Genomic DNA, 19897 nt, shown 5'->3' with positions numbered 1-19897 from the left:
GCGTGAAAGCCCCCATAAAATTGCGCCGCCGCGAGGCGGTTGAACAGGTTGATTTGCCGGACGATCTCCCTGCGCTGCTGAAGCGCCTCTACGCCAGCCGCGGCGTGCGTTCCGCTGAGGATCTTGAACGCAGCGTAAAAGGGATGCTGCCCTGGCAGCAGCTGAGCGGTATCGAAAAAGCTACCGACATGCTCTACAACGCGCTGCGTGAAGGTACGCGCATTGTGGTGGTAGGGGATTTTGATGCCGACGGCGCAACCAGCACCGCGCTGAGCGTACTCAGCCTGCGCGCGCTGGGCTGCGATAACGTCACCTATCTGGTGCCGAACCGTTTTGAAGACGGCTACGGCCTCAGCCCGGAAGTGGTCGATCAGGCGCACGCCCGCGGTGCGCAGATGATCATGACCGTGGATAACGGCATCTCCTCCCATGCGGGTGTCGATCATGCTCATGCGCTGGGGATCCCGGTGCTGGTCACCGATCACCACCTGCCGGGCGAAACGCTGCCGGATGCGGAAGCCATCATTAACCCGAACCTGCGCGACTGCGATTTCCCGTCGAAATCACTGGCGGGCGTGGGCGTGGCGTTTTATCTGATGCTGGCGTTGCGTACCCTGTTACGCGATAAGGGCTGGTTCGACTCTCGCGGTATTGCCGTGCCGAACCTGGCCGAATATCTCGACCTGGTGGCGCTGGGTACCGTAGCGGACGTGGTGCCTCTCGATACCAATAACCGTATCCTGACCTGGCAGGGTTTAAGCCGCATTCGGGCGGGCAAGTGCCGTCCGGGGATCAAGGCGCTGCTGGAGATTGCCAACCGCGATCCGCTCAAGCTGGCGGCAAGCGATTTGGGCTTCGCCCTCGGGCCGCGTCTCAACGCTGCCGGAAGGCTGGACGATATGTCCGTTGGGGTCGCGCTGCTGCTGTGCGACAACATTGGTGAAGCGCGCGTGCTGGCCAACGAGCTGGACGCCCTGAACCAGACCCGTAAAGAGATTGAGCAGGGGATGCAGGCCGAAGCGCTGGCCCTGTGCGAAAAGCTTGAGCGCAGCGGCGATACGCTGCCGGGTGGCCTGGCGATGTATCATCCCGAGTGGCACCAGGGCGTGGTTGGCATACTGGCGTCGCGGATTAAAGAACGTTTCCACCGGCCGGTGATTGCGTTCGCCCCCGCGGGCGACGGCACGCTGAAAGGCTCTGGCCGTTCGATTCAGGGTCTGCACATGCGCGATGCGCTGGAGCGGCTCGATACGCTGTATCCGGGTCTGATGATCAAGTTCGGCGGCCATGCGATGGCGGCGGGCCTGTCGCTGGAAGAGGCGAAGTTCGACGAGTTTCAGCGTCTGTTTGGTGAGCTGGTAACCGACTGGATTGACCCGGCCCTGTTGCAGGGGGAAGTGGTGTCCGACGGCGAGCTCTCACCGCTTGAGATGACGATGGACGTGGCGCAAATGCTGCGCGATGCCGGGCCGTGGGGGCAGATGTTCCCGGAACCGTTGTTCGACGGCCGTTTCCGCCTGTTGCAGCAGCGTATCGTCGGCGAACGTCATCTGAAGGTGATGGTCGAGCCCGTGGGCGGTGGACCGCTGCTGGACGGCATTGCCTTCAACGTTGACACGGCGGTATGGCCGGACAACGGCGTGCGCGAGGTCGAGCTGGCGTACAAACTGGACATCAACGAGTTTCGCGGTAACCGCACCCTTCAGATCATCATCGACAATATCTGGCCAATTTAGCGGCAGTAATCTCTATAAAAAAGGGCGTGGATTCGGTACAATCCCGCTCTTATCACCGCATTTTGACAAGTCCATAAAAGAAAACAGACCATGTTTGAAATTAATCCGGTAAAAAACCGTATTCAGGACCTCACGGAGCGCTCTGACGTTCTTAGGGGGTATCTTTGACTACGATGCCAAGAAAGAGCGTCTTGAAGAAGTAAACGCCGAGCTGGAACAGCCGGACGTCTGGAACGAACCTGAACGCGCACAGGCGCTGGGTAAAGAGCGTTCCTCTCTCGAAGCTATCGTAGATACGCTGGATCAAATGGCTCAGGGGCTGGAAGATGTTTCCGGTTTGCTGGAGCTGGCCGTCGAAGCCGACGACGAAGAAACCTTTAACGAAGCCGTGGCAGAACTCGACGTGCTGGAAGAGAAGCTGGCGCAGCTTGAATTCCGTCGTATGTTCTCCGGCGAATACGACAGCGCTGACTGCTATCTCGATATTCAGGCAGGTTCTGGCGGTACCGAAGCGCAGGACTGGGCCAGCATGCTGACGCGTATGTACCTGCGTTGGGCAGAAGCGCGCGGCTTCAAAACCGAAATTATCGAAGAGTCTGAAGGTGAAGTTGCGGGTCTGAAATCCGTCACCATCAAGATCATCGGTGATTACGCCTACGGCTGGCTGCGTACCGAAACCGGTGTTCACCGCCTGGTGCGTAAGAGCCCGTTCGACTCCGGCGGCCGTCGTCATACCTCCTTCAGCTCCGCGTTTGTCTATCCGGAAGTTGATGAAGATATTGATATCGAAATTAACCCGGCGGACCTGCGTATCGACGTTTATCGCGCATCCGGCGCGGGTGGACAGCACGTTAACCGTACGGAATCTGCGGTGCGTATTACCCACATTCCAACCGGGCTGGTAACGCAATGCCAGAACGACCGTTCCCAGCATAAGAACAAAGACCAGGCCATGAAGCAGATGAAAGCGAAGCTTTATGAGCTGGAGATGCAGAAGAAAAATGCTGAGAAACAGGCGATGGAAGATAACAAGTCTGACATCGGTTGGGGCAGCCAGATCCGTTCTTACGTCCTTGATGACTCCCGCATCAAAGACCTGCGTACCGGGGTTGAAACCCGCAACACGCAGGCGGTGCTGGACGGCAGCCTGGACCAATTTATCGAAGCAAGTTTGAAAGCAGGGTTATGAGGAACCAACATGTCTGAACAACAAGCACAGGGCGCTGACGCGGTAGTCGATCTTAACAACGAACTGAAAACCCGCCGCGAGAAGCTGGCAGCGCTGCGCGAGCAGGGCGTGCCGTTCCCGAACGATTTTCGTCGTGACCACACCTCAGACCAACTGCACGCAGACTTCGACGCTAAAGAGAACGAAGAGCTGGAAGCGCTGAACGTTGAAGTGGCCGTTGCAGGCCGCATGATGACCCGTCGTATTATGGGTAAAGCCTCCTTCGTGACTCTGCAGGACGTTGGCGGCCGTATTCAGCTGTACGTTTCCCGTGACGATCTGCCGGAAGGCATCTACAACGAGCAGTTCAAGAAGTGGGACCTGGGCGATATCCTGGGTGCGAAAGGTAAGCTGTTCAAAACCAAAACTGGTGAACTGTCTATCCACTGCACCGAGCTGCGTCTGCTGACCAAAGCCCTGCGCCCGCTGCCAGACAAATTCCACGGCCTGCAGGATCAGGAAGCACGCTATCGTCAGCGCTACCTTGATCTCATCTCTAACGATGAATCCCGCAAGACCTTCAAAATTCGCTCCCAGATCATGGCCGGTATTCGCCAGTTCATGGTTAACCGCGACTTTATGGAAGTAGAAACCCCGATGATGCAGGTGATCCCTGGCGGCGCGTCTGCGCGTCCGTTCATCACCCATCACAACGCCCTGGACCTGGACATGTACCTGCGTATCGCGCCGGAACTGTACCTGAAGCGTCTGGTGGTTGGTGGTTTTGATCGCGTGTTCGAGATCAACCGTAACTTCCGTAACGAAGGTATCTCCGTTCGTCATAACCCAGAGTTCACCATGATGGAACTCTATATGGCGTATGCGGATTACAAAGATCTGATCGAACTGACTGAGTCCCTGTTCCGTACCCTGGCGCAGGATATTCTGGGCACCACGCAGGTCCCTTACGGTGAAGAAGTCTTCGACTTCGGCAAGCCGTTCGAAAAACTGACCATGCGCGAAGCGATCAAGAAATACCGTCCGGAAACCAACATGGCCGATCTGGATAACTTCGATTCTGCGAAAGCGATCGCGGAAAGCATCGGTATCAAGGTTGAGAAGAGCTGGGGTCTGGGCCGTATCGTGACCGAGATCTTCGAAGAAGTGGCCGAAGCGCACCTGATTCAGCCGACCTTCATCACCGAATACCCGGCTGAAGTCTCTCCGCTGGCGCGTCGTAATGACGAGAACCCGGAAATTACCGATCGCTTTGAGTTCTTCATCGGCGGCCGCGAAATCGGCAACGGCTTTAGCGAGCTGAACGATGCGGAAGACCAGGCTCAGCGCTTCCAGGATCAGGTTGACGCGAAAGCAGCAGGCGACGACGAAGCGATGTTCTTCGACGAAGACTACGTGACCGCGCTGGAACACGGTCTGCCACCAACGGCGGGTCTGGGTATTGGTATCGACCGTATGGTCATGCTGTTCACCAACAGCCACACCATCCGTGACGTGATCCTGTTCCCGGCGATGCGCCCGGTGAAATAAGACGTTAAGATGTTAAAAAAGCCCCGAAAGGGGCTTTTTTATTGCGCGGCGAACGCTCTGAGGGCGTCTCGCGCGGCCGTCGCTTCCAGCACCATCCACGGGCTAAAGCTCCAGGGCGCGGCATCCAGGGCGCGGAATAACGATTCCAGCGTAACCCACTCGAAGGCCATTACTTCATCGTGATTAATCCGCAGTTCGCTGGTGATGCGGGCCGCAAATACCGGGCAAATCTCGTTTTCAACGATCCCGGAAGGATCGGTTTCGCGGTAACGAAACTCGGATGCCACGGGGGTGATATCGGTAATTTCAGCGCCGATCTCAAAGCGGCAGCGTCGGATAATGGCCTCTTCCGTGGCTTCACCCGATTGCGGGTGTCCACAGACGGAGTTCGTCCAGACGCCCGGCCAGGCTTTTTTGCTTAACGCGCGCCGGGTCACCAGACATTCACCGCTGGCGTTAAACAGCCAGGAGGAGAACGCCAGATGCAGAGGGGTTTGGGTCGTGTGCGCGGCATACTTTTCCTGAGTGCCAATCACCATTCCCTGGTCATTTACCAAAATAACGTGTTCTTGAATACTCATTCCTGCTCCAGTGCCAACGATGCGGATGGTTCTGCACCATCAGCAGGACAGTATTATACGGCATTCTTATACGAACGGTTTGTCTCCAGGAGCGGAAAAGGGCTGACCCTTATCTCTCCGGGCTGGTATTATAGAGCGCCATTCACGCTGACCGAGGATCTGTTTTGTTTGCAGGAAGCCTGATGAGAAACCCCATCACCGCCATTTTTTGCCTGACGTTGACGCTTTTACTGGCTGGCTGTTCAGGAAGCAAATCGTCGGATATGGGCAGCTATTCCGGTTCGGTCTATACCGTTAAGCGCGGGGATACGCTGTATCGTATTTCGCGCGCAACGGGGACCAGCGTGAAGGATCTGGCGCGGCTGAATAACATTTCTCCGCCTTACACCATCGAAGTGGGGCAGCAGCTGAAGGTTAACGGCGGATCGTCCTCAGGCAAAAAATCCTCCTCGAAGGGCAAAACCGCAAAAGTGACGCCGTCTTACGCGGTGCCGCAATCATCCTGGCCGCCGGTCGGTCAACGCTGCTGGATCTGGCCTGCCAGCGGTAAAGTGGTGCTGCCGTACTCCCTTTCTGAGGGTGGTAACAAAGGCATCGATATCGCTGCCGCGCGCGGTACGCCAGTTTATGCTTCCGGTGCCGGGAAGGTGGTGTACGTCGGTAACCAGCTGCGCGGCTACGGTAACCTGATCATGATTAAGCATGGCGAAGACTACATCACGGCCTATGCGCACAACGACACGATGCTGGTCAATAACGGGCAGAACGTCAAAGCCGGGCAGAAAATTGCCACGATGGGCAGTACGGGCACGGACTCGGTGAAGCTGCACTTCCAGATTCGCTATAAAGCGACGGCCATCGATCCGCAGCGTTATCTTCCTGCGCCCGGCAGTAAACCGAAGTGCTAAGTGATTATTAAATCGCCGGTTAGTTGTGAAGAGGCTTGTATGAAGAGGCGTAAGGTCTATAATGCCTTACGCACCTCAAAGCGGGCGTAGTTCAATGGTAGAACGAGAGCTTCCCAAGCTCTATACGAGGGTTCGATTCCCTTCGCCCGCTCCAGATCTTCGTTCTATACCCGTCAGACGAATTCTTCCAGACTAAAAATAACGACCCACGCCGCTGCATGTCTTTATTTTGTAGGCCCGGTAAGCAAAGCGCCACCGGGCAATACCAGATTGTCACCCTTTCGGGAACACCCACACATGCTTCTCCGGCAGCGAAAGATGGCAGTGCTGCGGATCCCGCACCTCATGCCCATACGCGCGGATGACAAAATCGTCCCCCACCGTGCGGAACAGGTACTCCCAGCGGTCACCGAGGTACATGCTGGTGAGCAGCGGCAGCTCAAGCTGATTTTCCCCAGGTCCCTCGACCACCGCCACGCGTTCGACGCGGATCACCGCCGTGGCTTCATCACCGCTCTGCACCCCTTCTCCGGCCTGGCCCCACAGCACCCAGCCTTTGCCTTCGATACGCGCTCTGCCGTCGCGCACGTCGGTGACCTTGCCGTGCAGACGGTTGTTGCTGCCCATAAACTCGGCGGTAAACAGCGTTTTTGGCGAGCCGTACATCTCCTGCGGCGTGCCCTGTTGCTCAATTTTGCCGTTGTTAAGCAGCAGGATACGGTCAGAAATGGACATCGCTTCGTTCTGGTCGTGCGTCACCATCAGTGCCGATAGCCCGAGCTTGATAATCAGCTCGCGCAGGAACACGCGGGCCTCTTCGCGCAGCTTGGCGTCGAGGTTTGAAAGCGGTTCGTCCAGCAAAATTACCGGCGGGTTGTAGACCAGCGCCCGGCCAATCGCCACGCGCTGCTGCTGCCCACCGGAGAGCTGGTGCGGGTGACGTTTGCCAAGATGGCCCAGACCAAGCTGGTCCAGCACGTCCTGCACGCGCTGCTGGATCTCTTTGGCCGGGACCTTGCGCAGCTTGAGCGGATAGGCCACGTTTTCAAAAACGGTTTTGTGCGGCCACAGAGCATAGGACTGGAACACCAGCCCCAGATTACGCTCTTCCGCAGGGATCTCGCTGCGCGGCGTGCCGTCGTAAACTTTATTTTTACCAATGACAATCGACCCCTGGGTCGGTTTTTCAAGACCCGCGACGGCGCGCAGCAGGGTGGTTTTGCCGCTGCCGGAGGGGCCCAGCAGGGAGACCACTTCGCCGCGCTTCAGGTTCATGGAGACACCTTTTAAAACAGGATTGTCGCCGTAGGTTAAGTGCAGATCGTCAACCGCTAATTCAATCATGTATTTTGACTCCGAAACGAAGGGCAATGCCCAGCCCTACCACGACCAGCAGGATGTTAATGAAAGAGAGCGCCGCCACAATATCGATAGCACCCGCGGCCCAGAGGGAAACCAGCATCGAGCCGATGGTTTCCGTGCCGGGTGAAAGCAGGTACACACCCGTTGAGTATTCGCGTTCAAAGATCAGGAACATCAGCAGCCACGAACCGATAAGACCGTAGCGGGAGAGCGGAATGGTGACGTGGCGGGTGATCTGCCCGCGCGTCGCCCCGGTGCTGCGCGCCGCCTCTTCAAGCTCCGGCGCCACCTGTAACAGCGTGGAAGAGATAAGCCTCAGCCCGTAAGCCATCCACACCACGGTATAGGCCAGCCAGACGCTGAAAATGGTGCTGCGAAGCGAGCGCAGCCAGACGATGAGGTTTTCGCGCATCCAGTCGGACCAGGCAAAGCCGGAAAGCCAGCCGGATTTCAGCGCGTTATCGAGCCACATCGGCAGGAACAGGAACACCCACAGGAACGCCAGACCCGCCAGCAGGCCGGGCACGGCGCGCGGCACCAGCACGCTGTAGTCGAGGAAACGCGTGGTGTTGTCCGGCTTGCGGTGCATGGCAATGCCGACAAACAGGTAGCACACCACGGCAAGCGCGCCGCCAATTACCCCAATCGCCATGGAGTTGACGATGGCGCGCAGCAGGTTGGGCTGAGACCAGATGGTGCGGAAGGTGTTCAGCGAAAGTTCATCCCACAGCGAAACGCCCACGCCCCAGTTGGAGATAAACGCGCGCAGCACCACGCCGAGCAGCGGAACGCCGATGGTCACGGTGAGCCAGAAGGCAATCACCGCGCCAGCCACCCAGCGCCATTTGCCCAGCGGCAGCGCGCGTGCCTGGGAAGCCTTCCCCTTCATGGTGACGAAGCGGTTGGCGGTGCGCATCAGGCGACGCTGGAGCATCACCAGCGGGATGGTGATGCAGATCAGCACCACGGCAACCGCCGCCATCAGGTTATAGGAAGGGGTACCCATCTTGTTCGTCAGCTTATAGAGATAGGTTGCCAGCACCATGTTGCCTTCCGGGTCGCCGAGCACCAGCATCAGGCCGAACACCTCCAGCCCGAGGAAGAACAGCAGCACGGTGGCGTACAGAATGGACGGGCGCACCATCGGCAGGCTGACGGCGGTCATTACCTGCCAGGGAGAGGCTCCCGCGGTGCGCGCGGCCTCTTCCACATCGGAGCCCACGCTGCGCAGCGCTGACGAGATATACAGATAGGCGTGCGGGACGTGCGTCAGGCCGGCAATGACCACAATGCTCGACATGTCGTAGATATTCCACGGCACAAAGCCAATCAGCGCCTCGGCCCACTGGGAGAGAAAGCCCACCGGACCGGCAGCCACCACGTAGCCGAAGCCCAGCACCATCGGTGAAACGAAAATCGGGACCAGGATCAGCGGCTCAATCAACCGGCGACCGGGCAGGTCGGTACGTACCATCAGGAAGGCCAGCACGCCGCCTAGCGGGATAGAGATAAAGACCAGCCCGAAAGCCAGAATAAAGCCGCTTTTCAGGGCCTTATAAAAATCAGGATCGGTAAAAATAAAATCAAATGATTCAAAGCTCCACTCTTTTGACGGAGAAAAGAATGGGGCGGACAGGAAGCTCTGGATCACGATAAACGACAGCGGCGTGTAGATAACCAGGGCGGTTATCAGCACGACGATGCCTCGCGGCAGGCTTTGCCACTTTCTGCGTAATGTGTTCATGGGGTATCCCTGGTATTGCAGCCCAGATAAATGAACTCGGTCGATAAGGGAGCGCGGCGGCCAGCGCCGCGCTCAGACGCTTATTTGCCGGCGGCGGTACGCCACTCTTTGATGTACTCCAGACGTTTTTTCGGCTGCAGGTATTCCAGCAGCGTTTCATCAACCGGGATCGGCTTCAGCGCGTTGCCGAGGATTTTGGTCAGGCCGTCGATATCATTTTTCCCTTCGATATCGTTACGAATGGACGGAATGTCCGCCTGATTGGCGAGAATGCTTTGCCCATGTTCAGACAGCACATAGTCCAGCCACAGTTTTGCCGCATTGCTGTTTTGCGATTGCTGGCTGATGAACGACACGCGCGACAGCACCAGGGTGTAATCTTTTGGATAGGAAATGCCGAGCGACGGATCGTTCTTCGCACGCGCCTCAGCGTAGGATCCGAGGATATTGAAGCCGATCAGATTTTCCCCGGAGGAGACGCGCTCCATCATGGTACCGGTAGACGACTGCACCGATAAGCCACCTTTGGCGACGTCGGCGAGGGTTTTGAAGTAATTAGGATCGGCGTTGTGATCCTGGACCGAGAGCATAAAGCCCAGACCCGACTTTTCGATGTCGTAGGTAGTGACTTTGTTCTTGAATTTGTCCGTCTGGCTGGCAATCAGCTTCGCCAGCGCGGCGTGAGAATCCGGTACGTCACCGGCCGGAATCAGGCGCTTGTTGTAGATAAAGACCACCGGCTCATAGGTGGTGCCGTAGGCCTTATCTTTCCAGACCGCCCATTTCGGCAGCTGGCTTTGCTCCGGAGATTTGTACTCCATGGCGTAGTCGGTGGCGAGCTTCAGGCCGGTGTCCATCGACGAGCTCCAGACCACGTCGCCGCTCACGCCGCCGGAGGCCTGTTCGCTGATGAAACGGTTGTACAGCTCGGTGCTGTTCATGTCGTTGTATTCAACTTTAATGCCCGGGTAGGTTTTTTCGAAGCCCTGGATCAGCGGTCCGGCAGCTTTGATATCGGTGGTAGAGTAAATGACAACCTTGCCCTCTTTTGTCGCGGCATCGACAACCTTTTGATACTCAGCAGGATAACCCTGCGGCAGGGCAGACAGTGCAGAAGCAGAGAACAGTACGGTAGCGGTAATCAGAGAAATTCGGAATGTGTTCGACATTATAGTTAACCTTTTAGTTACATTTGAGGAACTAATTGTCAACATAGCGCAGTGCGCTCCGCCCACAATAGGGGGGAGCGGATAATGGTTCCGAAGTGTGATTGTCGCCGTCGTTTCAGCAATTAACACCATAAAATCCGCGAACGTTAGCCTGTGAACGGTTTCGAATTACGGTTTATCGGGGGTTTTGCGGTATAACCTTCGCGGATGACCAATATTGCCGTACAGCATTTCGACGCAGATTAACCCGCTCTCCACGCAGTATTCTAGATAGCGACGCCCCGTGGTTTTGCTGATCCCCACGCTTTCCACCACCTCTTCAACCGACATCGCACTGTCGGGACGATCGGCGAACAGGCGTTTAATCCGCTCCAGCGTCTGGGGCTCAATGCCCTTCGTCGACGGCGTAAGCGAGGACTCCGCGGCAGGCAGGTTAAACAGGCGATCCAGCGCATGCTGATCGACCACCTTGACCTGCTGCACGGTGTGGATGAAGCGCATAAACCGCTCCAGCGAGGCGTGCAGACGCTGGAAAAAGACGGGCTTAATCAGGTAGTCGAACGCGCCGCTGCGCATGGCGTGGCTGCAGGTCTGCATATCGCTGGCGGCGGTGATGAAGATCACCGAGCATTCATAGCTTTTCAGCAGCGGGTTATCGATTAACTCCACCCCCTTGCCGTCCGGGAGATAGTTATCCAGCAGGATAAGCCGCGGCTGATATTGGCGGATCAGGCTGTGAGCCTGTTCGATTGACGCGGCGATGCCCACCACGCGTAAATGAAAATTCTGCTCGATATACTCGCGATGCAGCTCCGCCAGGTGCGGCTCATCCTCAACGATCACAACATCAAGTGCTCGGGTCATGCTTTAGCCCATTCGGAATAAACACAGAAAAAATAGTCCCTTGTGGCGTGTTGTCGGCAATTTCAATGCTGCCGCCGGCCTTCTCGATATATCCTGCCACCAGAAAAAGGCCAATACCGTGCTCGGTACCGACAATGTCGTTTTCACGTTCCGGCTTGCTGCTGAACCCCTGGCGGAAAATATGCGGCTTCATCGCATCCTCCACCCCGCAGCCCCGGTCGGCCACCTCGATCAGCAGCTCCTGGTTACGGTCAGAAATATAGAGTTCTACCGGCGCGGGGACCGGTGCGTTGAGGGTCGCATCCACGGCGTTATCCAGCAAATTACCGATAACGGACATCAGCTCCGTTTCATTCAGCGCGGCAGGCATGCGGGTGAGCTGGCAGGCGGGATCAAACAGCAGTTCAATGCCTTTTTCGCGCGCGCTGACGTATTTTCCGAGCAGCAGCCCGCACAGCGCGGGGGAGACAAAGCGGGCAGAGACAAAATCCAGCACGCGCTGCGCGCCTTCTGACTGTACCTGAATGTAGCGGATCGCCTCGTCATAGTGCTTCATCTGCAGTAGCCCCACCAGCGTGGCGGTCCAGTTCAGCTGTTCATGGCGCATAATGCGCAGGTTATCCGCATAGCGCTTTATCTGACTAAGCTGGCTGCTGAGCGTGTTAATGTCGTTTTTGTCGCGAAAGCTATACACCCAGCCGCTTTCAACGCCGGGCTCGACCTCAATCGCGACGCGGTTGACGATCACCTCCCGCTGGTTCAGCACGGCTATCTGGTCGTGGCTGCCACTGCTCACCGAGGCGTAGCGCTGGGATAAAAACCCCGGCGACGTCTGCAGAACGTCTTCCAGCGGTTTGCCGATAAGCTCTTTCTCACTTTGCCGAATATCCAGCATCTCTCGCGCGGCGCGGTTTATTAGAATCAGCTGCTTCTCCTGATTCACTGCAAATACCCCTTCGTACATAGCTTCTAATAGCGCCCTTTGCTGCAAAACCAGCTGAGCGATATCTTTCGGCTCAAGTCGGAACATCTGTTTTTTAAGATTGCGGGTAAACAGCCAGGAGAAAATAAACAGCAGCAGCAGCAGCGCAATGCCGTACAGCCCGGACTGCCAGAGTATGCGGGCGTTAATATTGGCAATGTACGACGTCAGATAGCCGACCGAGACAATGCCAATCACCTGATGCTGCGCGTTAAATATCGGGGCTTTGCTGCGCAGCGACACGCCAATTCCGCCCTGACGTACGGAAATAATGGTTTTGCCTTTTAACACCTCCGCGTTATCCCCACCGATCATCGGTAAATTAATGCGCTCCGGAGATTCCGAATGATAAAGGTGCTGCTCGCGCGTATCGCCAATCACAATATAGCTGGCATCGCTTTCGGCACGCAGCGGCTGAATTAACCGGGCTATTCCGGGAATATCTCTGGCCGCTACCATGGCCGCCAGGCCCGGCATCAGCGCGATCTGGCTGGCCTGAACCCGGGCGCGCTGGCCGAGATCGTGATGAAGCTGCCGATCAATAAAATGAAACAGGATCGTTCCCAGCAGAACTAACAGCAGGCAGGAAAAGCACACCAGCGCTAAAAATAGCTTTACCTGAAAAGAGAGTCTGCGTTTCATTCAACCTGCGCTAGCTTTATAAGTGACACATTTGCGGAGCCTGACATGGGCTCATAGCGGACGCAATCCGGCGAGAAAAGAGTTGTGACCTGGCTTTTCGTTTTCGGCGTTATAGCCTAAATAATTCGAGTTGCGGGAAGGCGGCAAGGGAACGAATCTCCGGGAGCGTACATAAGTACGTGACTGGGGTGAGTGAGTGCAGCCAACGCACCTGCAGCTTGAAGTATGACGGGTATATAGCCATCAGGATCCCGTAAGGCTATGCTTCATTCAGCACGATAATAATTACAGAGGCAATGTCATGGATAAAGAACTACTGGATGCGGGTTACCGGGCCTATACCGGCGAGAAAATTGACGTTTACTTCAACACCGGGATCTGCAAACACTCGGGTAACTGCGTGCGTGGGAGCGCAAAGCTGTTTAATCTGAAACGTAAACCGTGGATTATTCCCGATGAAGTGGACGTTGAAACGGTTGTACGCGTGATTGATACCTGCCCGAGCGGTGCGCTGAAGTATCGCCAAAAATAAGCGAGGAACCATGGATATTCTGGAAGGCCATAATAAGTTTTACGTGAATGATGCGAACGGCAACCAGGTCGCGGAGATTGTCTTCGTGCCGACCGGCGAGCACCTGAGCATTATCGAGCACACCGATGTGGATGAGAGCCTGAAAGGGCAGGGCGTCGGTAAACAGCTGGTGGCGAAAGTGGTGGAGAAGATGCGCGGTGAGAACCGTAAAATTATCCCGCTGTGCCCGTTCGCGAAACATGAATTTGATAAAACGCGGGAATATGACGATATTCGGGCGTAAATAACACCGGCGATGGCCGGTGTTTTTTTATCTCACCTGCTCAAACAGCAATACCAGCGCGATCAGCACCATCACCCCACCCGAGGCCCTGCTCACCAGCCGCGCCGCCTGTGGCCGGGTCGCCAGCACCGCTTTCGAACCATACCCCACCAGCAGGTAGACCAGGGTACAGGTGATAAGATGCATTATCCCAAGCGCGGACATCTGCATCGCTATCGACCAGCTTCCGGTCGGGTCTGTAAATTGCGGAAGCAGGGCCAGGAACAGCAAAAAAACCTTCGGGTTTAGGCCGCTAATGCAGAGCCCTTTCACCGCCCACTGCGTCCAGTTTCCCGCGTGTTGGATGGCCTTTTCCGGTGCGGCCGGGTGTCGCAGCAAGGTTATGCCAAGCCACAGCAGATACAGGGCTCCCGCCACGGTCAGCCCGGCTAACGCCAGCGGATGTTGGGCAATCAATACCCCCACGCCTGCCACCACAATCAGCGTGGCTAATAGATGCCCGGACATAAGCCCCATCACCGCCGGGACCACGCGGCGCCCGTTAATCCCGGCGCTAATGGCGTAGGCCCAGTCGGCCCCCGGGGTCATGATGAGCAGAAAAGAAACCACCCAAAATCCGGCCACAATACTCATTTCCATCGTCCTGAAAACTCCCGCAGTGCGTCAAACGTTGCGAAAAAGAATATCGCTAACACTGCGAAATAGGCTTTCAATGTTATGCTCATAACACGGTGAAATTGAGAAAATCTTCCACATGGATAGCATCGATCGAAAAATTCTTGCTGAGCTGCAGTCTGACGGCCGCCTGTCGCTTACCGAGCTGGCTGAGCGGGTGAATCTGAGCCTCTCGCCGTGCCATCGTCGCGTGCGGGCGCTGGAGCAAAGCGGGGCTATAACGGGATACCGGGCCAGCCTCGACCCCGCCAAAATGGGGTTTAACTTCCTGGCGATAGTGTTTGCGACGCTGAAAGAGGGTGACCGCAAGGCAGTTAGCGCGTTTGAAGAGGCGGTGGAAGAGATCCCGCAGATCGTGCTGGCCCAGCGCCTGTTTGGCGATCCTGACTATCTGATGCACGTCGTGACCCGCGACCTTTCCGCTTTCCAGAAGCTCTACGACGAGAAGCTCTCCGCCATGCCCGGCGTGCAGCATCTTCGCTCTACGCTTGTTATGAAAACGGTGGTGCAGGACAGGCCTTTTCCGCTGTAAATGGCCTGCCCGGCAGAGCGCCGGGCAGGAAAAGGGATTAGCCTACAAACATCACCGACACGCACAGCACGCCGACGATCAGCGTCAGCAGGTTGCCAATGGAGCGGTACTGTTTCAGTGAGGGGATGAGATACGTCGACAGGGTCGGCATGATAAACAGGATCATGGCGATAAGCGGGCCGCTGATGGCGTAAATCATCGAAATGGCGTTCGGGTTAATGCAGCAGACCGCAAAGGTGATTAACGACACCCCCATAATGGAAATCGCGCGGTTAAAGGCGCGGCTCTTTTTCACACCCACCTGATTGAGCGACGATTTGACAATCTCCGTTGCCCCTTCAATCACCCCAAAATAGGTGCCGAGGAACGATTTCGACATCGCAATAATCGCCACGATAATCCCTGAAATGCCCAGCCAGGCCGGCGAAGAGGGCATCATCGACAGCGCCGACAGGATCGTTACCCCTTCCTCTTTGGCGGCCACAATGTACGAAGGCGGGATAGAGAGCAGGCAGCTGAAGACAAAGAACAGCACGCTCAGGCAGATAATCAGGTACGCTACCTTCATGATTTTCTTGCATTTAGCCATGGCCTCGTCCCCGAACTTTTCGCGGCGGTCAACGGCAAACGTTGAGATTATCGGCGTGTGGCTAAACGCGAACACCATCACCGGAATTGAAATCCACACCTGATGCAGCGTATGGCGATCGAACGCCATCTGGCTGGTGAGCAGCGAGGGTTGCCAGCTGCCGGTCAGATAGAGCGAAACAAACAGGAAATAGGCAATCAGCGGAAACACCAGGAAGCCCATCACTTTTATCGTGATATGCCGCCCCATCAGGAAGATCAGGTTCAGGACCAGCACCACGCCCAGGCTGACTAGCACGCGAACGGTGGTGTCTACCGTCAGGCGTTTCGCCAGCTGTTCCGTTAACGAGTTGGTGATGGCCACCGCATAAATCTGCACCACCACAAAGAAGGCGATGAAATAGAGCGTGGTGATCAGATTGCCAATCTTCCTGCCGTAGTAATGCGAGACGGCGCCGGTGATCCCTTCATTACCTTTTGTTTTTGACGACAGGATAAATTGCGCCAGCGCCCGGTGCGGCCAGTAGGTTAAGGGGTAGGCCACAAGGGCGGTAATAAACAGGACAATAGCGCCTGCGGAGCCCAGCTGAATGGGCAGGAAAAGCGTTCCTGCGCCCACGGCCGTGCCGTAGAGAGCGAAACTCCAGAGAGTCTCATCTTTTGACCAAATTTTCGACATTAGAGCAACGTATCAACTATCAAACCATCGGAATGGAGTGCAATTTACCATAGTTATGCGTGGAGAGCGCAGTTGCTTCGAAGGCGACTGGCCGGAACGGGCGTCCGGCCAGAGGAGGTTTAGCCTGCCAGGGCGCGCCGTTGCTGGCGACGCTTAAGGAATTTCTCGCGCAGGCTATCGTACGCCCAGTTGTAGAACATGGTATACGGCAGGAAGAACAGGAAGAAACCTATTTCCAGTGTGAATGCCTGAAGCAGCGTGACGCCCAGCACGGCGGCAACAATCGATACGCCAATCACAATAAAGCCGCATTCGAACACCAGCGCATGCAGCGCACGCACTTTTGCCGTACGTTTTACGCGCTGAACGGGCCAGAAACGGTCGAAGCCGAAGTTATAAATGATGTTCCAGACCATGGCCGTGGTGGCCAGAATAATGGTCAATCCACCCATCTCAACCACGGAACGCTGCATAAGCCACGCCGCCGTGGGGGCGAGGATCGCCGTCGCGATCCCTTCGAAACAGACAGCGTGAAAGATCCGCTCCGGCAGTTTACGTTGGAGTGCATCCTGATGTTGCATAGTCATAGACCTCATTAATTCGCCGGTATGGGCGTTGATGCAGCCTATTTTCATCGCTAAAGCTGATATATTAAAGATAGTATCCATCGTTAAAGTAGATAGGTTATGCGCTATTCACCCGAAGCCCTTACCGCCTTTGTTGAGACCGTTGCGGCCGGATCTTTTTCGGCTGCCGCACGCCGGCTGCGTAAAAGCCAGTCGACGATCAGCACGTCCATTGCGAATCTTGAAGCCGATCTGGGATTCGAGCTGTTTGACCGCTCGGCGCGCCAGCCCGTGTTAACGGCCCAGGGGGAACAGGTGCTGGGCTACGTGCAGGCCATCCTTGCCGCCAGCACGCGGCTGGATGAGCTGGCGGTGTCGCTCACGGCGCAAACGGAGGCGCGTCTGACGTTTGTCCTTTCCGATACTCTCAACCCGGACGTGCTGGAAGAGATGATGAAACAGTTTGACGCGCGCTTTCCCCATACGGAATTCGAATGTCTGATTGGCGAGGAGGAGGACGTGATCGATCTGCTGCAAAAGGAGCGAGCGCAGATTGGTCTGACGGAAGCGCGAGACGGCTACCCCACCGATATCGGTGCCACCCGGCTGCCAATGCAGACCCGCATGGCGATTTATGTCGCGACCACGCACCCGCTGGCCGGACAAGATGACGTTCAGCATGACGAGCTCCACGGCTGGCGGGAGCTGCGGCTTAGCACCTATCTTGAGCGCGAGGCTGAGATCGCGCGCGGGCCCGTCTGGTCAGCACCGAATTACCTGTTACTCTTGAGTATGGCGGTACAGGGATTTGGCTGGTGCGTGCTACCGTGCGCGCTGGTGGATGAATTCGCCGCCGCGAAATCTCTGGTACAGCTCAATGTTCCAGGCTGGCCGCGGGCGATCGGCATCGATCTGCTGTGGAACAAACGCTCCCCTCCCGGGGTGGCCGGAAGCTGGCTGCGGCAGTATCTGCAGGATGCGCGCTGATCCTTGTGATTAAACTCACTATTTTTAAACAATTAAGATAATTGCCAGTAACAATCCTCTACTATCGTCATGTCATTTAACACAGAGGTCGTGATGAAAGATGTCGTAATAGTGGGTGCGTTGCGTACAGCTATCGGCTGTTTTCAGGGAGCGCTTGCGCGTCACTCGGCGGTTGACCTGGGAAGCGTGGTGGTGAAAGCGCTGGTGGAACGCAGCGGGATCGCAGCACATGAAGTGGATGAGGTGATCCTGGGACAGGTGCTCACGGCCGGCGCCGGGCAAAACCCTGCGCGCCAGGCGGCGCTCAAGGGCGGGCTGCCCAATACCGTCTCCGCCATAACCATCAACGACGTCTGTGGGTCAGGGTTAAAAGCGCTGCATCTCGCGACGCAGGCCATTCAGTGCGGCGAAGCGGATGTGGTCATCGCTGGTGGGCAGGAGAATATGAGCCGCGCGCCGCACGTATTGACCGACAGCCGTACCGGCGCGCAGCTGGGTAACAGCCAGCTGCTCGATAGCCTGGTGCATGACGGGCTGTGGGATGCGTTCAACGACTACCATATGGGCGTGACGGCGGAAAACCTGGCGCGCGAGTACGGCATCAGCCGTGAACTGCAGGACGCGTATGCGCTCAGCTCGCAGCAAAAAGCGCGTGCGGCGATTGATTCCGGGCGTTTTCGCGACGAAATTGTCCCGGTCAGCACCCGGCGTCAGAGCGGCGAGGCGATAGTGGTGGACACCGATGAACAGCCGCGCACCGACGCCAGCGCGGAAGGCCTGGCGAGGCTGAATCCGGCTTTTGAAACGCAGGGCTCGGTCACGGCGGGAAACGCCTCTTCCATTAACGACGGCGCTGCAGCCGTTATGATGATGAGCGAAAGCAAAGCCCTCGAACTCGACCTTCCCGTATTAGCCCGCATTAAGGCCTTCGCCAGCGTGGGGGTTGATCCTGCGCTAATGGGGATTGCGCCGGTCTACGCGACGCGCCGCTGCCTGGAACGCGCGGGGTGGCAGCTTGCCGATGTGGATCTCATTGAGGTGAACGAAGCCTTTGCCGCGCAGGCGATCTCGGTCGGCAAAATGCTGGAGTGGGATCCGCTGCGGGTCAACGTTAACGGTGGGGCGATCGCGCTGGGGCATCCTATCGGCGCGTCCGGGTGCCGAATCCTGGTTTCGCTGGTCCACGAAATGAAAAAGCGCAACGCCCGTAAAGGGATTGCCACCCTCTGTATAGGCGGTGGGCAAGGGGTGGCGCTGGCCATCGAACGCTAAGCTTTCCTGATTGCAAAACCTCCTCCGGGAGGTTTTTTTTTATCGCGATCTTATTCTCCCGGCGGTTATATCGTGATCCGCACGTCATTTTCACGATAAACAAAAATAAAAATGAAACGATGTTTTAAATATAATTGAAAAGCCCACTTTATGCCGATAGTATGTGTTCATTACGAAAAACGGAACGCTGTTTCGTTTATTTTCTGCCTTCGGGCATGACCACATCTGGAGGTTACCGTGGACGTCAGAGAAAGCATCCACAGTGCGCACGCCAAAACGCTGGATACTCAGGGGCTGCGCAATGCGTTTTTAGTTGAGCAGGTGTTCGAGGCCGATAAGTACACCATGGTTTATAGCCATATCGACCGCATTATCGTGGGCGGGATTATGCCCGTCGCGAAAGCCGTCTCCGTGGGCGGCGAAGTCGGTAAACAGCTGGGGGTAAGCTATTTCCTCGAGCGTCGCGAGCTCGGCGTGATTAACATCGGCGGGCCGGGCACCATAACCGTAGACGGACAGTGCTATGAGATTGGTCATCGCGAGGCGTTGTACGTGGGTAAAGGTGCGAAAGACGTGGTCTTTGCCAGCATCGACGGCGGCAGGCCTGCGAAGTTTTACTACAACTGCGCGCCGGCTCACGTCACCTTTCCAACCAAAAAAGTGTCCCCTGCAGACGTCGCGCCCGTCACGCTTGGCGACAACCTCACCAGCAACCGCCGCACCATCAATAAGTACTTCGTGCCGGACGTGCTGGAGACCTGCCAGCTCAGCATGGGGTTGACCGAGCTTGCGCCGGGCAACCTGTGGAACACCATGCCGTGCCATACCCACGAGCGCCGAATGGAAGTCTACTTCTACTTCAATATGGAAGAGGACGCCTGCGTGTTCCACATGATGGGACAGCCGCAGGAAACGCGCCATATCGTGATGCACAACGAGCAGGCGGTCATTTCGCCGAGCTGGTCCATTCACTCCGGCGTAGGGACGAAAGCCTATACCTTTATCTGGGGAATGGTGGGTGAAAACCAGGTCTTTGATGACATGGACCATGTTGCGGTCAGCGATCTGCGCTAGTCGCG

The 19897-nt window shown here is 56.7% G+C and carries 19 protein-coding genes and 1 tRNA gene; 11 read left to right on the top strand and 9 right to left on the bottom strand.

Going from position 1 to position 19897, the window contains the following annotated elements; genetic code table 11:
* Window positions 1-2 precede the first annotated feature (2 nt).
* From recJ to lysS, 3 genes are all read left to right on the top strand, one after another.
* Complete coding sequence (gene recJ / locus M2433_RS18870; RefSeq protein WP_429056182.1) at window positions 3-1736, top strand: single-stranded-DNA-specific exonuclease RecJ; 1734 nt, start codon at window positions 3-5, stop codon at window positions 1734-1736.
* A 90-nt stretch (window positions 1737-1826) separates the two neighbouring features.
* A protein-coding gene (gene prfB / locus M2433_RS18865; protein ID WP_096151315.1) for a peptide chain release factor 2 occupies window positions 1827-2925 on the top strand; the annotation gives its coding sequence in 2 pieces (ribosomal slippage) (window positions 1827-1901 and window positions 1903-2925; 1098 coding nt in all).
* Between the two features lie 9 nt (window positions 2926-2934).
* Window positions 2935-4452: a lysine--tRNA ligase gene (lysS, locus tag M2433_RS18860; RefSeq protein WP_023309094.1), complete on the top strand. Its 1518-nt coding sequence runs from the start codon at window positions 2935-2937 to the stop codon at window positions 4450-4452.
* Between the two features lie 38 nt (window positions 4453-4490).
* Here the strand turns inward: lysS and idi are convergent, their stop codons facing one another.
* Window positions 4491-5033, bottom strand: coding sequence for an isopentenyl-diphosphate Delta-isomerase (idi, locus tag M2433_RS18855; protein WP_047347952.1), 543 nt, complete (start codon window positions 5031-5033; stop codon window positions 4491-4493).
* 182 nt (window positions 5034-5215) lie between these two features.
* Between idi and actS the strand changes: the two genes are divergently transcribed.
* Both actS and M2433_RS18845 read left to right on the top strand, forming a co-directional pair.
* Complete coding sequence (gene actS, locus M2433_RS18850; protein WP_429056179.1) at window positions 5216-5941, top strand: amidase activator ActS; 726 nt, start codon at window positions 5216-5218, stop codon at window positions 5939-5941.
* Between the two features lie 80 nt (window positions 5942-6021).
* Window positions 6022-6095, top strand: a tRNA-Gly gene (locus M2433_RS18845).
* 119 nt (window positions 6096-6214) lie between these two features.
* On the opposite strand, the gene M2433_RS18840 is transcribed toward M2433_RS18845, so the two are convergent.
* From M2433_RS18840 to M2433_RS18820, 5 genes are all read right to left on the bottom strand, one after another.
* Window positions 6215-7285 (bottom strand): ABC transporter ATP-binding protein, encoded by a 1071-nt coding sequence (locus M2433_RS18840; protein WP_429056178.1) that lies wholly within the window; start codon window positions 7283-7285, stop codon window positions 6215-6217.
* Window positions 7278-9047: an ABC transporter permease gene (locus M2433_RS18835; protein WP_429056176.1), complete on the bottom strand. Its 1770-nt coding sequence runs from the start codon at window positions 9045-9047 to the stop codon at window positions 7278-7280. The genes M2433_RS18840 and M2433_RS18835 overlap by 8 nt, the downstream gene beginning before the upstream one ends.
* An 80-nt stretch (window positions 9048-9127) precedes the next feature.
* Entirely contained in the window at window positions 9128-10216 is a 1089-nt protein-coding gene (locus M2433_RS18830) for an ABC transporter substrate-binding protein (RefSeq protein ID WP_429056174.1), read from the bottom strand.
* Window positions 10217-10384: 168 nt separating this feature from the next.
* Window positions 10385-11080 (bottom strand): response regulator, encoded by a 696-nt coding sequence (locus M2433_RS18825; RefSeq protein WP_047347960.1) that lies wholly within the window; start codon window positions 11078-11080, stop codon window positions 10385-10387.
* Complete coding sequence (locus M2433_RS18820) at window positions 11064-12704, bottom strand: ATP-binding protein (RefSeq protein ID WP_059311691.1); 1641 nt, start codon at window positions 12702-12704, stop codon at window positions 11064-11066. The genes M2433_RS18825 and M2433_RS18820 overlap by 17 nt, the downstream gene beginning before the upstream one ends.
* Window positions 12705-13005: 301 nt before the next feature.
* Between M2433_RS18820 and yjdI the strand changes: the two genes are divergently transcribed.
* Window positions 13006-13236: a 4Fe-4S mono-cluster protein YjdI gene (gene yjdI / locus M2433_RS18815; protein WP_008499689.1), complete on the top strand. Its 231-nt coding sequence runs from the start codon at window positions 13006-13008 to the stop codon at window positions 13234-13236.
* A 10-nt stretch (window positions 13237-13246) separates the two neighbouring features.
* Complete coding sequence (locus tag M2433_RS18810; RefSeq protein WP_008499687.1) at window positions 13247-13519, top strand: GNAT family N-acetyltransferase; 273 nt, start codon at window positions 13247-13249, stop codon at window positions 13517-13519.
* A gap of 27 nt (window positions 13520-13546) precedes the next feature.
* Here the strand turns inward: M2433_RS18810 and M2433_RS18805 are convergent, their stop codons facing one another.
* Window positions 13547-14158 carry a LysE family translocator gene (locus tag M2433_RS18805; RefSeq protein ID WP_429056171.1) on the bottom strand — a complete coding sequence of 204 codons (612 nt, stop codon included), beginning with the start codon at window positions 14156-14158 and terminating at the stop codon, window positions 13547-13549.
* 115 nt (window positions 14159-14273) lie between these two features.
* On the opposite strand from M2433_RS18805, the gene M2433_RS18800 reads away from it, so the two are divergent.
* Window positions 14274-14726, top strand: a complete 453-nt coding sequence (locus M2433_RS18800) for an Lrp/AsnC family transcriptional regulator (protein WP_021242030.1) — start codon at window positions 14274-14276, stop codon at window positions 14724-14726.
* 37 nt (window positions 14727-14763) lie between these two features.
* Here M2433_RS18800 and M2433_RS18795 read toward each other — a convergent pair whose 3' ends face one another.
* Both M2433_RS18795 and M2433_RS18790 read right to left on the bottom strand, forming a co-directional pair.
* A complete protein-coding gene (locus tag M2433_RS18795) occupies window positions 14764-15993 on the bottom strand; it encodes an amino acid permease (protein ID WP_059311694.1) in 1230 nt (409 codons plus the stop codon).
* 119 nt (window positions 15994-16112) lie between these two features.
* Window positions 16113-16574: a multidrug/biocide efflux PACE transporter gene (locus tag M2433_RS18790; protein WP_429056315.1), complete on the bottom strand. Its 462-nt coding sequence runs from the start codon at window positions 16572-16574 to the stop codon at window positions 16113-16115.
* 105 nt (window positions 16575-16679) lie between these two features.
* On the opposite strand from M2433_RS18790, the gene M2433_RS18785 reads away from it, so the two are divergent.
* The 3 genes from M2433_RS18785 (at window position 16680) to kduI (ending at window position 19892) form a co-directional block, all read left to right on the top strand.
* Window positions 16680-17546: a LysR family transcriptional regulator gene (locus tag M2433_RS18785; protein WP_429056169.1), complete on the top strand. Its 867-nt coding sequence runs from the start codon at window positions 16680-16682 to the stop codon at window positions 17544-17546.
* Window positions 17547-17639: 93 nt separating this feature from the next.
* Complete coding sequence (locus M2433_RS18780) at window positions 17640-18818, top strand: acetyl-CoA C-acetyltransferase (RefSeq protein ID WP_429056167.1); 1179 nt, start codon at window positions 17640-17642, stop codon at window positions 18816-18818.
* A 237-nt stretch (window positions 18819-19055) separates the two neighbouring features.
* The gene (gene kduI, locus M2433_RS18775) at window positions 19056-19892 is read left to right on the top strand and encodes a 5-dehydro-4-deoxy-D-glucuronate isomerase (RefSeq protein ID WP_429056165.1); all 837 of its coding nucleotides are present in this window, start codon (window positions 19056-19058) and stop codon (window positions 19890-19892) included.
* Window positions 19893-19897: the final 5 nt, after the last annotated feature.

Origin of the sequence: Enterobacter sp. AC1, from assembly GCF_050434705.1 — a bacterium.
Taxonomy (GTDB): Bacteria; Pseudomonadota; Gammaproteobacteria; order Enterobacterales; family Enterobacteriaceae; genus Enterobacter; species Enterobacter cloacae_L.
This window is presented reverse-complemented; position numbering and strand designations above follow the sequence as displayed.

Excerpts from the sequence above, each read along its gene's own strand:
- lysS (WP_023309094.1), top strand. The coding sequence starts at position 2,935 with ATGTCTGAACAACAAGCACAGGGCGCTGACGCGGTAGTCGATCTTAAC.
- idi (WP_047347952.1), bottom strand. The coding sequence starts at position 5,033 with ATGAGTATTCAAGAACACGTTATTTTGGTAAATGACCAGGGAATGGTG.
- actS (WP_429056179.1), top strand. The coding sequence starts at position 5,216 with ATGAGAAACCCCATCACCGCCATTTTTTGCCTGACGTTGACGCTTTTA.
- M2433_RS18840 (WP_429056178.1), bottom strand. The coding sequence starts at position 7,285 with ATGATTGAATTAGCGGTTGACGATCTGCACTTAACCTACGGCGACAAT.
- M2433_RS18835 (WP_429056176.1), bottom strand. The coding sequence starts at position 9,047 with ATGAACACATTACGCAGAAAGTGGCAAAGCCTGCCGCGAGGCATCGTC.
- M2433_RS18830 (WP_429056174.1), bottom strand. The coding sequence starts at position 10,216 with ATGTCGAACACATTCCGAATTTCTCTGATTACCGCTACCGTACTGTTC.
- M2433_RS18825 (WP_047347960.1), bottom strand. The coding sequence starts at position 11,080 with ATGACCCGAGCACTTGATGTTGTGATCGTTGAGGATGAGCCGCACCTG.
- M2433_RS18820 (WP_059311691.1), bottom strand. The coding sequence starts at position 12,704 with ATGAAACGCAGACTCTCTTTTCAGGTAAAGCTATTTTTAGCGCTGGTG.
- yjdI (WP_008499689.1), top strand. The coding sequence starts at position 13,006 with ATGGATAAAGAACTACTGGATGCGGGTTACCGGGCCTATACCGGCGAG.
- M2433_RS18810 (WP_008499687.1), top strand. The coding sequence starts at position 13,247 with ATGGATATTCTGGAAGGCCATAATAAGTTTTACGTGAATGATGCGAAC.
- M2433_RS18805 (WP_429056171.1), bottom strand. The coding sequence starts at position 14,158 with ATGGAAATGAGTATTGTGGCCGGATTTTGGGTGGTTTCTTTTCTGCTC.
- M2433_RS18800 (WP_021242030.1), top strand. The coding sequence starts at position 14,274 with ATGGATAGCATCGATCGAAAAATTCTTGCTGAGCTGCAGTCTGACGGC.
- M2433_RS18795 (WP_059311694.1), bottom strand. The coding sequence starts at position 15,993 with ATGTCGAAAATTTGGTCAAAAGATGAGACTCTCTGGAGTTTCGCTCTC.
- M2433_RS18790 (WP_429056315.1), bottom strand. The coding sequence starts at position 16,574 with ATGCAACATCAGGATGCACTCCAACGTAAACTGCCGGAGCGGATCTTT.
- M2433_RS18785 (WP_429056169.1), top strand. The coding sequence starts at position 16,680 with ATGCGCTATTCACCCGAAGCCCTTACCGCCTTTGTTGAGACCGTTGCG.
- M2433_RS18780 (WP_429056167.1), top strand. The coding sequence starts at position 17,640 with ATGAAAGATGTCGTAATAGTGGGTGCGTTGCGTACAGCTATCGGCTGT.